We start from the raw sequence: 12,711 nt of genomic DNA, 5'->3' as shown, positions 1-12,711 counted from the left end.
GTGCCAACTGGCCACCACCCAGCAGGGCTGGGCCCCTGGCGCGTATCGAGGGCGGAATGTGTCGTCGAAGCTACAATTTTTGTAGCTTGCTACAAACAAGATGAGTGCTTGCGTGAAGCGGGCCCTTCGCGCGTTCATGCGCACGTAATCAATCAAGGAACCTGACCATGTACAGGATCACATGCGCTGCATTCGCCGGTTTGCTTGGCCTTTGGAGCTTTTCAAACGCTGCCCTGGCCGAAGGCATCACCGGTGAAGTGGGCGCAGGCATCAGTTATCAACCCCATGACCCCACCGCCAGCCGCTACGAAGTCCGCCCCGTGCCCTACCTGGACCTGGATTGGGGCAGCGTCAGCCTGGGCACCGATGACGGCTTGACCTGGAGCGCGCTCAACACCCACGGCTTTACCGCCGGCCCCTATATCAACTACCTGTCGGGGCGCACGTCCAATGGCGATCTGCAAGGCCTGCGCAATGTGTCGGACATGGCCGAGGTGGGTGGCTTCGTCCAGTACGCCCCGGCTGATTTCTGGCGGGTCTACGCGCAAGTGGGGCAAGCCGTGGGCGGTGGGCATTCGCAGAGTGGCGCCCTCGGCAAACTGGGCGGCGAACTGGGCTACCCGCTGGGCGGTGGGATCATCGGCAGCAGCGGGCTGGTCGCGCATTTTGCCGATGCACGCCAGACCAACACGTTTTTTGGCGTGGATGACAACGAAGCCGCTTCCACCGGCTTTCGTCCCTACAACGCCAGCGGTGGCTTCCAGAACCTGACACTGACCCAGAGTTTCGAATTTCCCCTGGCTGCCAACTGGTCCTTGCTGACCAGCGCCAGCTGGATTCACTTGGTGGGATCGGCCGCCAACAGCAGCATCGTCAAAGAGACCGGCGATGTGAACCAGGGCCAGGTGCAGACGGCCATCAGCTACAAGTTCGATTAGGTTGGTCTGGGGTTTGCAACAAGGTGCTGGAATCCACTTTTCCAGGACACTCTTCATGGCTCGCCCCGCTTACCGCCTGCTCCATCACTCGCTCTGGGACCTGGTGCCCATCGCCCTGGGCCTGGCGCATTTCGCGTTTGTCGTCTGGCTGGTTGCCGCCTTCCATCACCTGAGCTGGTGGGCCCTGGTGCCGCTGGCGCTGCTTTACGCAGTCAGCCTGTCGTGGAGCATCAACAGCATCTCCCACAACCAGATCCACAACGCCTACTTCACCCATCGCGCCATGAACCGGGCCTTCGACCTGCTGCTGTCGGTGACCATCGGTTTCTCCCAGACGCTCTATCGCGACATCCACAATCGCCACCACCGTGGCAACGCCGACCTGCCGGGGCCGGACGGTAAAACCATCGACCCACTGTCGATCTACCAGCGTGGCCACAACGGCCAGCCGGAAAACCCGTGGGCCTATACCTTCCTGAGTTTTTTCCGCGACGACCCCAAGCCCTTCTATGACGAGATGAAGCGCAAACGCCCGGCCGATGCGCGCTGGGTGAAAGTCGAGATCGGCGTGACCGTGGCGTTCTACATCGCGCTGGCGTTCTACAACTGGCAGGCGGTGCTGTGGCTGTTGCCGTTCTGGTACCTGGGCCAGTGCCTGTCATCGCTCAATGGCTACTACGAGCATTTCGGCGGCAACCCGGACCTGCCAATCGCCTGGGGCGTGAGTTCCTACAGCGTGTTGTACAACCTGATCTGGATGAACAACGGCTACCACGCCGAGCATCACTACCGGCCGAAGATGCACTGGACCCAGGTGAAGGCGTTTCATCGGGAGATTGCCGGGCAGCAGCGGGAGGCAGGGGTCAAAACACTTCCGGTGTCCCATGGTCTAGGGTTTTTGGTGGCACACCGCAAACCCTAGGCACTCAGTTTTCTTCGCCCTCTGCCAGGAGGGCGATACCACCGATAATCACCGCCACCCCCACCCAGTGCAGCGGGCTGATATGTTCCCCCAGCCCCAGCCACGAACCCAGCAACACCACCACGAACACCAGTGAACTCAGCGGAAACGCCAGGGACAGGCTGCTGCGCCGCAGGATCAGCATCCACACGAAAAACGCGCCGATGTAGCTGGCAATCGCCGCCAGGATTCCAGGGTTGCGCACCACCTCACCCAACCACTGCCAGTTGAAATCCATCTGCCCCAACTGGTCGCCAGCGACTTTGGTAAACAGCTGGCCGGCGCTTTCCGTGCAGATCAGCAAGGCCCACAGCACCACCGTGCCCAAACGCCCATGCAACCATCCCGTATTCATCGTTTGCGTACTCATGCCTGACTCCCTGCAATCGCCACCAACATCACACCCAAGGTAATCACCAGCGTACCGAGCCAACGGCGCCGGCTGACGGTTTCGCCCAGCACCACCTTGCCCGCCAGCACCACCCCGCAATACGCCAGCGCGGCCGCCGGAAACAGCAGGCTCAATGGCGCACGCGAGAGGGCTTCGAGCCACACGAAAAATTCGACGGCATAGGCGCCGATCCCCGCCCACAGCAACGGCGCATTGAACACCTGGCCCCAGAACGCATTCAGGCGAAAACCGCCGTCCAACTCCGGCAAACGGTCCAGGCCGATCTTGAAACACAGCTGGCCGATCACATCGAGCACGATGGAAAACGCCACCAGCAACACCACGGTCAAGGTCACGGGAACAGCTCCTCAAACAGGTCAATCAGGGCTTCATTGGTCGCGGCATTGCGCTGCAGATCCTCAGGGCTCCAGCGTTCGGGCGGCGGCTGGTCGGACTTGGCTTCCCAACGCTTGAAGGCATTGCTGAACGCCGGCGTGGCGAACTCGCCGCACACGTCGATGCCGATGATGCGCTTGCGCGCCGCCAATGCGCGCAGGGCTTGCAGCAGGTGGGTCAGGCGCATGCCGCCCTGATCCCAATTGGTGGCGGCGTCTTCGCTGGCGAGTACGTCTTTGTCGAGGGTGATCCAGATTGCCTCGGTGGGCAGGCTGTCGATCATCTGCTCAAGGAACGCCGCCCAGTCCAGCTCGGCCAGGTTGCGCCAATGCAGGTGGTTTTCCCGCTGCTGGTGACCAGCGCCGTCCCCTACCCGCCCCCAGACTTTGGAGGGCGCATGCTGCCAGGGAAACAGCTGCAATTGCCCGCGCTTGAGGGCACCGAGGTTGCCGCCGCGCAGTTGCGGGTTGTGCAGGTCGTCGCTGCACGGGCCGAGGGTGACGATGCGTTTGATCGCCGGCATTTTCAGCGCGCGATTGACCCACGAACCACAGTGACGCTTGGGCGCAAAGCGCACCCAGTCGGGGTGGTTGTCGAAGTGGATCAGGCTGATGGGCTCTTTCAAATCAGCCAGGAATGCCGGCGTGAGGTGGTGATAATCGCCGGAGCCGACAAACAGGATTTCCGGCCGTGCGTCGGAAGGCCGGGGCCGTTGGGCCAGGCGTTCGGCGAAGCGCTTCCAGGTTTTTTCGGTGGACCACAGGCGCAGCTTGGGGCCAAGGTCCAGCAGGTCGATACGATGGGCGCGCCCACTGGCCAGGCGCCGTGCAATCGGTGCCTGGCCGGTGAGGCTGTGGTCGAGGTCAAGAATGTTCAAGGCAGTGTCCCCTAAGGCTTTAAGGGGTCAATGCAAGGGACGGGCCAGCACCTGTCTCAAGACCAATGGAGAACAATGTGGGAGGGGGCTTGCCCCCGATAGCAGAGTGTCAGTCAACACATGTCTTAACTGAACCACCGCTATCGGGGGCAAGCCCCCCTCCCACATTTTGACCTGCGTTCGGCTTTAGCTTTTGGCTTCGCTGATGATCTGCCGGATCGCCCCCACAAAGGCTTCAGCCGGCTGGCCACCGCTCACGGCGTACTGGTCGTTGAACACGATGGTCGGCACCGAGGTCACGCCACGGGAGATCCACAGTTGTTCCTGTTCGCGGACTTCGGCGGCGTACTCGTCGCTGGCCAGAATCTCGGCCGCACGCTGGATATCCAGCCCGACGCTCTCGGCAATGATCGCCAGGGTCGCGTGGTCGGACGGGTCCTGCCGGTCGGTGAAATACGCCTTGAACAACGCTTCCTTGAGGTTGTATTGCAAGCCCTCCAGCCCGGCCCAATGCAACAGGCGGTGCGCGTCGAAGGTGTTGTAGATGCGGCTCTGGCCGTCAGTGCGGAAGGCGAAGCCCAACCCGGCGCCCATGTCGCGGATGCGCTCGCGGTTAGCCTGGGATTGCTCGGCGGTGGAGCCATATTTCTCGGTGATGTGCTCGACGATGTTCTGCCCTTCGGCGGGCATGTTCGGGTTCAGTTCGAACGGCTGGAAGTGGATCTCGGCTTGCACATCGGCGCCAAGCTGGTCGAGGGCTTCGGTCAGGCCGCGCAGGCCGATGATGCACCAGGGGCAGGACACATCGCTGACGAAATCGATTTTCAGGGGAGTACTCATGGCAGGCAACCTCGCTGGCAGTAATGCGCCGTAAAGGTTGCACGATACACCAATGTCACAACACCTTCGAAGGCTCGCCCAGGTCAATCTGCGCCCAGTGCGCCGCATCTTCCCGATGTGCTTGCAGGTACGGCAACACGGCCGTCAACAGGGGCGCCTTGAACGCTTCCTGGAACCGATGGGCCATGCCGGGAATCAGCTTCAACTGGCTGCCCTGGATATGCGCCGCCAGGTGCACGCCGTGCATCACCGGCAACAACGGGTCGGCCGTGCCGTGCACCACCAGGGTCGGCACGCGCAGTTGGTTGAGCAACGGCACGCGGCTCGGTTCGGCGAGGATCGCCATGATCTGGCGCTTCACGCCGTCCGGGTTGAAGGCGCGGTCGTAGGACAGCGCCGCCTGGTGCAACAGCGCCTGGCGATCATCCTTGACGTTCGGGCTGCCCAGTGCGGCGAGCAAGTCGGCCTGCTGCTCCAGGGCCACTTCACGATTCGGCGCGCTGCGTCGCGACAACAGCTGTACCAGCGCGGCATTCGGCGCCGGCAGGCCTTCGGCGCCGGAACTGGTCATGATCAGCGTGAGGCTCTCGACCCGCTGCGGCGCCATGGCGGCCAGGTGCTGGGCGATCATCCCGCCCATGCTCGCGCCGAGTACGTGGAATTGCTGGATCTGCAACGCGTCCATCAGGCCTATGGCGTCATCGGCCATGTCGGTCAAGGTATACGGAGCCGCCACCGGCAGGCCGAGTTTGTAGCGCAGCACTTCGAAGGTCAGGTTGGCATTGGCCGGAGCCTGGCGCCAGGTGGACAGGCCGACGTCTCGATTGTCATAGCGGATCACCCGGAACCCTTGCTGGCACAAGGCGACGACCACCTCGTCAGGCCAGTGGATCAACTGCCCGCCCAGGCCCATCACCAGCAGCAAGGCAGGGTCGGACGCACGACCGATGCTCTGGTAGGCGATGCTCACCTGAGCCAGGTCGACCATCTGGGTCGGGACATTCACATCACATCGAGAAGCCGCAAAAGACGGCAGGCCGAACACTAAGGCGGCCAATAAAAACAACACACGCATGGAAAACACCGAAACGCAGAACCCCAGTAGAGCGCGAGTCTGATGAAGTTTGTTCAAGCGCGCTGCCACAGTTGCGTGACAGTTTGATGAAGAGTGCTCAACGGTCACTGTCGACACGGCTTGTAACATGAGACAAACTCACGTCATTCCGATTCGTCACAAATTGTATTCATGGAGAGCCCGTGCTCGAGATCCGTCACCTCAAGACCCTGCACGCCCTGCGCGAAGCTGACAGCCTGGTGGAAGCGGCCGAGCGCCTGCACCTCACGCAATCAGCGCTGTCCCACCAGTTCAAGGAACTGGAAGAACGCCTGGGCATGCCGCTGTTCGTGCGCAAGACCAAGCCGCTGCGTTTCACCAGCGCAGGGCTGCGCCTGCTGCAACTGGCCGACGCCACCCTGCCGCTGCTGCGCGGCGCCGAACGGGATATTGCGCGCTTGGCCGGCGGCACCGCCGGACGCCTGCACATGGCGATCGAGTGCCACAGTTGCTTCCAGTGGCTGATGCCGACCATCGACCAGTTCCGCGATGCCTGGCCCGAAGTCGAGCTGGACCTGGCCTCGGGTTTCGCCTTCGCCCCGCTGCCGGCCCTGGCCCGTGGCGACCTCGACCTGGTGGTCACCTCCGATCCGCTCGAGTTGCCCGGCATCACCTACGTGCCGCTGTTCACCTATGAAGCCATGCTGGCCGTGGCCAATCAGCACCCGTTGGCGAACAAGGCGTACATCGTGCCGGAGGACCTGCTGACCGAAACCCTGATCACCTACCCGGTGGAGCGTGACCGCCTGGACATCTTCACCCGCTTCCTGGAACCGGCCGACGTGGAACCGGCCCAGGTGCGCACCTCGGAACTGACGGTGATGATGATGCAACTGGTGGCCAGCGGCCGTGGCGTATGCGGCATGCCCCACTGGGCGCTGCATGAATACAGCTCGCGTGGTTATGTGAAAGCCAAGCGCCTCGGCGAGAAAGGCTTGTTCGCGACGTTGTATGCGGGGATTCGCGCCGACATGCTGGATGCACCGTACATGCGCGACTTCCTGCTGACGGCCAAGGACACCTCGTTCTCCACCCTGGATGGGGTCAGCGCGGTTCGCTGACCGCCCCCCATCAAGCGGACGTCGCGCAGCCGGCCAGCGATTCGCGGTAGAACGGCAGGATCAGGTCGCGGGTCAACGGCGCCAAGTGCAAGCCGCCGTCGCCCATGGGATCGATCCAGCGTATTTCTTCGATTTCAGCGGCAGGCGTCACCGGTACGTCGATCCGCACCTGGAACAGCTCGGCTTCCACGGTGAAACCCGGCTCGTTGGCGGCCGGCGCCGAGAAGTGCCCCAGGTACAAGGCCTGGCCTGGATCGATATGCAGGTTCAGCTCTTCGTGCAGCTCGCGGGCCAGGGCCTGGGCGGGTTGCTCACCGGCATCGATCTTGCCGCCCGGTTGCATGAAGGCCTGGGTGCCGCGCTTGCGGACCAGCAACGTGTGGCCATCACTGCCGATCAGGAGGGCGGCAGCAATGCGGATAATGGTGGACATGCAATAAACCTCAGGCGCAAAAGCGGCAAGGATCACATGGGCTTGCGTTGCAGGCAATCGCCCCCGGGCACGCGTTCACCCACACACATGCACCGCAACACGTGCAACCGCCAACCCTAGACTCCGAACTCTGATCCAGCCGTGCGCAGCAAGCGCCTTCCATACGAGTTCACCATGTACCAGTCATCGCTTCCCCCCTCAGATGCCCCGGAACCACTCTTGCCGGTCAACGGGCCTGCCAACCTCTCGCAACCCGTGACCCTGCCGGTGGTACCCGCCGCCAACCAGACCGGCGACACCCAGCAAGTGCTGCTTATCCAGGCACTCGGCAGGTTCAATACCCAGACCGACGAACTGCTCCAGCAACAGCCGAATCTTGAAACGGTGTATCAGCAACAGTTGGCTGCCTTGTTTCCTGATTTGCAGCGGCCCATCAATCCCAACCACATTTTCTACAGCCGCTATCGCGAGGACGTACCGGGCCAGAAACAATGGCTGGGCAGCGAACCCCTGGGATCACTGCTGGCCAGGTTACGCGGCTCTGACGCGCAGGCTTATCTGACGCAAGAGAGCGGTGCCTTCTACCGGGAAAGCGGTACCGTGGACGAGGGCAAACGCCTGTCTGCGGCCAGCCCGACCGCCACACTGGCGGGCGTGCTGGAAATCGCCTTCACAGTCAAGCTCAATGAATTCTGGAGAGATCGGGAAGGCGACCAACCGACCCTCGAGGAGCGACTGGTCGACCTGCGCCGGCAGGTCCTGGCCCACCAATTGGCCCTGCGCACGCTGGACGGCACATTGTCGGCCGCGTCACGGACACTGGCGGACACGGTATTGAAATACCCCACCGCCGCGGCGCGCAAAAAGGTGTTTCCCACAGGCCCCAGACCTGCCGTGTACCGGCTGGCGCTGGACAATGGCAGCGAGTTCGCCGCCGCGTTCATCCTGAACGCCACCGGTGGCACACCGCCCGTTGGCAGCGTGCTGCTCTTCAGCCCTGGCGAAGGCTTCGAGGAATTTGAAAACCTGGCGCGGTTGAATGAAACCGTGGCGGCACGTCTGCGCGCCAGCGACCCCGCGGGCCAACGCCTGATTACCAGCCTGCCGCTGGCCGCTCAAGCACACGCGAGTGACACGCCAATATTGGCGAGCGACCCGGCACGGATCGAGGCCGACGTGATCGCCGACCACGTCCGCTCCCTGCGGGTACGGCAGTACTTCAACACCCGGGCGGCTCTGCGCCAACAGACGTTGCCACTGGCCGGTGAGATCGCTCTGGTTGCCGACCTGGCGCCACACCTGGATGTATCCGCGGCCCTCGCGGCACGCAACCTGCGCCTGGTCGCGCCGCACGACCCCGTCTGGCTGAGCACGGCCAGCCCGGCGGACCAGCAGTTGTACCGACAGCTGGAAACAACCCTGGTCGACAACAATGAGGCGCTGCGCCCACTGCTTGAACAGATTTCGACCCTGCCAGCGTTCGCGGAGGATGAAACCCGCAAGGTGCTCAGCCGCCAGAAACCGGAATACGCCAATGTGGACCTGGACGTCCACAAGAGCCTGGTACGACTGCGTGTGAGCACGTCAATGCCGGTCAAGGTCACGGGTTATCGAGACGACGAATCCGAAACGGTCTACATCTGCGAAGACCCACAGCTCGATATTCCCCTGGTGTTGACGGAGCAGACACTGACCTTCGGCACCTGGAACGCCAAAGAAGTCGTGGACCTGCGCACCCTGGGAAGCTATGCCCGGCGCAACATCGATGCGTGGTCGCCCCATGAATTGCACAGAACGATCACCGCCACTGCCGACCTTTTCGACACGCGAGGAGAAAAAGTCGGCAGGCTCGACAACGCAGACCTGCGCGCCCTTGCCCTACAGGCCGACATTGGCCAGCAGTACGCGGCGTACCTCAGGGCGGCGTTCGCGCCAGACGGTGAAGGCCGCGCTTTCGCCAGCGCCTGGCAGCGCGCGAATGCGGCAAGGATGCGCAAGGACGCCTTGGAGAGCCGGCTCAATCCTGCTGTCAACGACCTGTTTATTTTCAAGACACCCGGCGGTGGACTGGACTGGGCGCAGGCGGTTGCGCAGCATCCCGACCCCACCACCCGGCCCAAGGTCGGCCAGTTCGATATCGAGGTCAATCTCCTGGTCATGGGAGGCGGGCTTGAAGGGGGCCAGGGAGGCCAGGTGATCAACGGCGTGCTGGTCATTCAGCGCAAGGGCACCAGGCCCGGCGGCGTGTGCGTGCTCTACACACCGGAGGCCCCCGATGATGCGCCCTTCAGGGAATTGGTGCTGGGCCTGGCGGAACTCGACACGCTCAAGGCCAAACCCGAATGGCGTGCCTATTTCAGCCAACGGATGGCCACGCACGATGTGCGCGAACTCTCCCGGGTGTTCAATGACACGCGCAGCGTGCACCGTTATGCCCTGACCCCCGTCACCGTCGAGCTGCATGCCTATTTGTATTCGGCACAACTGGGCTTTCAGCTTTCCCATGCCGATTACCGTTCGCGGACCAACGCGGAAATTACCCTCGAATCGGCAGTCAACGGCTTTCTATTTTCCGTCGAAGTGGCTGATTTCCTCCTCGGACTGTCCCTGTTCAAGGCCCTGCGGCGCCTGGCCCATCGCTACATCGTCCGAGGGGTGCGCAACGCGCAGAAGTTGGGGCGCAGCATCCCGGGCCTGATCCGCAAAATCGGCGAAGACAAAAAAGCCTCCATCGTTCTCGCCAAACCCGCGATCCGCCCGCTGGACCCGGCCTGGGTCGATGTCGCAGAGTACCGACTGCCCCACTCGATCGACGCTCTTTTTGACGTCGAAGCGTTTGCCCAAACCCACCATTTTCGACTGTCGCGCGCGATGGGCGCGCCCAGTTTCATGGACAGTCGCAATCAGCAATTTGTCGCGATGATGGGCAACGACGGTCGCTACTACCTGTATGCGTCCCATGTGGAAGAAGGTGCGCGCTTTATCAAGCACCCGACGGGGAATAAGCCGGATTTCATGGTCGTGCCGGGCGATGCAAAAAGCTGGAAGCCACGCTTTGAGCGTACGACACGCGGGGGCGGGTCGGTGTTGGGCGTTCTCGGGGGGCGTACCGCCGAACAGCAAGTGCACGATGACCTGATCGCAGCGATGCGCATCTACTCCTCTGCTACCCATGGCGAAGCGATGCTCAAGGAGGTGACCGCGTCACAGAAACGTCGACTGCTGGACAACGCGCTGGAGCGCCTGGGTGTCGATGAGGCCACGTTCCGCCGCATTGTCTGGGGGCAGCGGGGGGCTCCCGCGCCGCGACTGCGCGAGACGTTATTGAACATTGAATTCGAAGCGAACCTTTATACACACCTGAACAAGACCACCTACTTCCTGTCCGGACAACTCACCCTCTCCAGCGAGGAGATGGAAAATCTGTTTATTAAAATCAAACGAATCGTTGGCCGGAACGACGACTTCTCAAAACACATCAGGGCATCGATCAGTATTATCGACCACGATACCGGCGCCACTTTCGTCGGTTATGCGTTCACCCAGAAACAGCTGAACAGCCTGACCAAGTTCGATAATAAGTTTCACTTGTCCACCTGGCGCCAGGAAACCCTCGAGGCGTTTGTGAGAGAAAAAGGACGCACGAAGATCGTCCAGGACATCGCTACACAACACAACATCAGCTTTAACGAGGCCTTGAAGAAACTGCTCGAGGCCCCGAGTATCCAGGAAGCCTTGGAAACGTTCAGGACCGAACGGCGCCGTGAGCTTTTACTGAAGCTCGGCGTCGATTCATTTTCAGACGATTTCAAAAAAGCCGGCATTCCCTACATTGCCTTGTCCCACGGCGAAAGGACCGGAGCAGTCTCCAGTTTCAAGGCGGTGGACAGCGTGACGGTCGCGGAATTTGAAAGAACCATTCCCAAATTCTCAACGCCTTTGGAATTTCAACCCGCACACCCGCCACTTCCTCGCGGTGAAAGGCTGCCTCAAAGGCCACAAACCCCTGTGCCACCTAGCCCCGTCACTCCCTCGGGCGACGGGGCGGCCCACATCGTCAGGTTCGACGAGCTGATGGAAACCCAACTGTCTCTGCTGCCAGCCAACGCCAAAAGCAAAATCGACGAAATCGTTCAGGACATTCAAGGAGGACGGGTCAGCGGCAAGAAAATCGGCAGCTACAGCTACGTGGATCTGCCGCAACTGGACCCAGGCGCCGGGCGCGGTCGATGGCGAGTGGCGCTCGAGAAAACCGGGAAAGACGGTGAGAAAGACGTGTACGTGCTCAGGGGCATCATCGACTATCACGGCAGCCGGCGTAAAACCTGGGGCCTGTAGGCAAGCCGGGCCCCGTACGGCGCGCACTAGGGGAGTTGCGCCTGCTCCTCGGGCGTCTTGATGAACACGCTGTACTTGGCGCCCTCCATCGCTTCGAACGCAATCAACTTGTCGACCAGCGGCAGGTTCAACACCTTGCCGGCGTTCAACAACAACATGCCGTTGTCGGCATTGAGGTTGCGGGCCAGGACCATGCCGGCCTCCAGCTCTCGAGTGGTGAGGACTTTTACCGTGGGGTCGCCCAGGGTCACGTCGCTCAGGAAGGTTGCGCAGGCCTGCACGAAATCTTCCACCAGGTCCGGATCGTAGAGGCGCCCGGCATATTTGCGGATAAACAGCAGGGCTTCATCGCTGTTCAAGTTGCGCTCGAGGATCAAGCCTTTCTGCAACTCGATGAAGTCCACCGCCAATTTCAACAGCCGTGAACCGGGAGGAATCGACTCGCCCTTGAGGTGGTCGGGAAAGCCCGTACCGTCCCAGCGCTCCTGATGATGGCGAATGATCCGCGCCGCGTCTTTCATCGGTTCAAGGGTCATCAACAGCGATTCACTCTGGGCCGGGTACTCGCGGTAGAGCGTGCGGTCGGTGCTGTGCAATTTGTCCGACGGCGACACCATCATGCTGTCGGTCCAGCTCAGCTTGCCGATGTTGTACAGCGCGGCGGCCATGGTCAGGTCACGGGTGCTGGCTTCATCCATGGCCTGGGCGGCGCAGTACACGCGGATCAGTTCGATCAGCGCGCGGTTGGTCTGCTTATCCCTGGGCAGACGCAGGTTGGCCAACAGCGAAAACACTTCGGTGCCGGTCACGTAGCTGCGCTTGAGTTCTTCGTAGGCCAGGTCGAGCATGTCGGCGGTTTGCTGCAACTCGGCGGTGCGCGACGCGACGCGCTTTTCCAGGGTGGCATTGAGCGCCTTGAGCTGGTCGTTCTGCACCTGGGTCAGCCGTTCAAGCCGCTGATGTTCAAGCGCCTGCTGCAGGATCAGCTTGAGTTCATCGTCATTCCACGGCTTGCCGATATAACGGTGGATCTGCCCTTCGTTGATCGCCTTGATGATGGTCGGCACGTCAGCGTAGCCGGTCAGCAGGATACGGCTGGTGGCCGGGTACAGCCGGTGGACTTCGGCCAGTAACTGCGCGCCATCCATGCCGGGCATGCGCGCATCGCTCATGATCAGGTCGATGGGCTGTGCCGCCATGATCTCCAGAGCCTGGGCGCCGCTGCCGGCCAGCACTACATCGAAGGCTTGACTGCGCAACAGCCGGCGCAGGCTATTGAGAATCGACTCTTCATCATCGACCAGTAAAACAGTGGGTTTCTCATCCATGGTGACCGCGCCTTCAAATCAAACAAAATTGAGC

General features: G+C 61.8%; 11 protein-coding genes. 4 read left to right on the top strand and 7 right to left on the bottom strand.

The annotated features are described in order from the left end of the window. Positions 1–167 precede the first annotated feature (167 nt). On the top strand, positions 168–938 hold the full coding sequence (locus BM017_RS02365) for a MipA/OmpV family protein (protein ID WP_092241040.1): 771 nt from the start codon (positions 168–170) through the stop codon (positions 936–938). 55 nt (positions 939–993) lie between these two features. Continuing rightward, a complete protein-coding gene (locus BM017_RS02360) occupies positions 994–1,860 on the top strand; it encodes a fatty acid desaturase family protein (protein ID WP_092241038.1) in 867 nt (288 codons plus the stop codon). A 4-nt stretch (positions 1,861–1,864) separates the two neighbouring features. Here the strand turns inward: BM017_RS02360 and BM017_RS02355 are convergent, their stop codons facing one another. From BM017_RS02355 to BM017_RS02335, 5 genes are all read right to left on the bottom strand, one after another. Beyond that, positions 1,865–2,269 (bottom strand): DMT family transporter, encoded by a 405-nt coding sequence (locus tag BM017_RS02355; RefSeq protein WP_058423798.1) that lies wholly within the window; start codon positions 2,267–2,269, stop codon positions 1,865–1,867. Then, complete coding sequence (locus BM017_RS02350; RefSeq protein ID WP_016977488.1) at positions 2,266–2,646, bottom strand: DMT family transporter; 381 nt, start codon at positions 2,644–2,646, stop codon at positions 2,266–2,268. Before BM017_RS02350 ends, BM017_RS02355 begins: the two co-directional genes overlap by 4 nt. After that, positions 2,643–3,563 (bottom strand): arginase family protein, encoded by a 921-nt coding sequence (locus tag BM017_RS02345; RefSeq protein WP_092241036.1) that lies wholly within the window; start codon positions 3,561–3,563, stop codon positions 2,643–2,645. Before BM017_RS02345 ends, BM017_RS02350 begins: the two co-directional genes overlap by 4 nt. A gap of 186 nt (positions 3,564–3,749) precedes the next feature. Continuing rightward, on the bottom strand, positions 3,750–4,403 hold the full coding sequence (locus tag BM017_RS02340) for a DsbA family oxidoreductase (RefSeq protein ID WP_092241034.1): 654 nt from the start codon (positions 4,401–4,403) through the stop codon (positions 3,750–3,752). 55 nt (positions 4,404–4,458) lie between these two features. After that, positions 4,459–5,478, bottom strand: coding sequence for an alpha/beta fold hydrolase (locus tag BM017_RS02335; RefSeq protein ID WP_092241033.1), 1,020 nt, complete (start codon positions 5,476–5,478; stop codon positions 4,459–4,461). A 182-nt stretch (positions 5,479–5,660) separates the two neighbouring features. On the opposite strand from BM017_RS02335, the gene metR reads away from it, so the two are divergent. Continuing rightward, positions 5,661–6,578: a transcriptional regulator MetR gene (metR, locus tag BM017_RS02330; RefSeq protein WP_071488687.1), complete on the top strand. Its 918-nt coding sequence runs from the start codon at positions 5,661–5,663 to the stop codon at positions 6,576–6,578. A gap of 10 nt (positions 6,579–6,588) precedes the next feature. Here the strand turns inward: metR and BM017_RS02325 are convergent, their stop codons facing one another. Continuing rightward, positions 6,589–7,011, bottom strand: coding sequence for an NUDIX hydrolase (locus tag BM017_RS02325; RefSeq protein ID WP_071488686.1), 423 nt, complete (start codon positions 7,009–7,011; stop codon positions 6,589–6,591). Between the two features lie 174 nt (positions 7,012–7,185). Between BM017_RS02325 and BM017_RS02320 the strand changes: the two genes are divergently transcribed. Then, entirely contained in the window at positions 7,186–11,349 is a 4,164-nt protein-coding gene (locus BM017_RS02320) for a DUF6543 domain-containing protein (RefSeq protein ID WP_139216841.1), read from the top strand. A 26-nt stretch (positions 11,350–11,375) separates the two neighbouring features. Here BM017_RS02320 and BM017_RS02315 read toward each other — a convergent pair whose 3' ends face one another. After that, complete coding sequence (locus tag BM017_RS02315; protein ID WP_092241029.1) at positions 11,376–12,677, bottom strand: response regulator c-di-GMP phosphodiesterase, NosR family; 1,302 nt, start codon at positions 12,675–12,677, stop codon at positions 11,376–11,378. Positions 12,678–12,711: the final 34 nt, after the last annotated feature.

The organism is Pseudomonas sp. NFPP04 (genome assembly GCF_900113815.1).
GTDB lineage: Bacteria > Pseudomonadota > Gammaproteobacteria > Pseudomonadales > Pseudomonadaceae > Aquipseudomonas > Aquipseudomonas extremorientalis.
Note: the sequence above shows the minus strand (reverse complement) of the source record. Positions and strands in the feature narration are given on the sequence as shown.

Bases quoted from the DNA above. Each gene is read 5' to 3' on its own strand.
- BM017_RS02320 (WP_139216841.1), top strand. From the start codon at position 7,186: ATGTACCAGTCATCGCTTCCCCCCTCAGATGCCCCGGAACCACTCTTG.
- BM017_RS02335 (WP_092241033.1), bottom strand. From the start codon at position 5,478: ATGCGTGTGTTGTTTTTATTGGCCGCCTTAGTGTTCGGCCTGCCGTCT.
- BM017_RS02340 (WP_092241034.1), bottom strand. From the start codon at position 4,403: ATGAGTACTCCCCTGAAAATCGATTTCGTCAGCGATGTGTCCTGCCCC.
- BM017_RS02315 (WP_092241029.1), bottom strand. From the start codon at position 12,677: ATGGATGAGAAACCCACTGTTTTACTGGTCGATGATGAAGAGTCGATT.
- BM017_RS02365 (WP_092241040.1), top strand. From the start codon at position 168: ATGTACAGGATCACATGCGCTGCATTCGCCGGTTTGCTTGGCCTTTGG.
- BM017_RS02360 (WP_092241038.1), top strand. From the start codon at position 994: ATGGCTCGCCCCGCTTACCGCCTGCTCCATCACTCGCTCTGGGACCTG.
- BM017_RS02325 (WP_071488686.1), bottom strand. From the start codon at position 7,011: ATGTCCACCATTATCCGCATTGCTGCCGCCCTCCTGATCGGCAGTGAT.
- BM017_RS02355 (WP_058423798.1), bottom strand. From the start codon at position 2,269: ATGAGTACGCAAACGATGAATACGGGATGGTTGCATGGGCGTTTGGGC.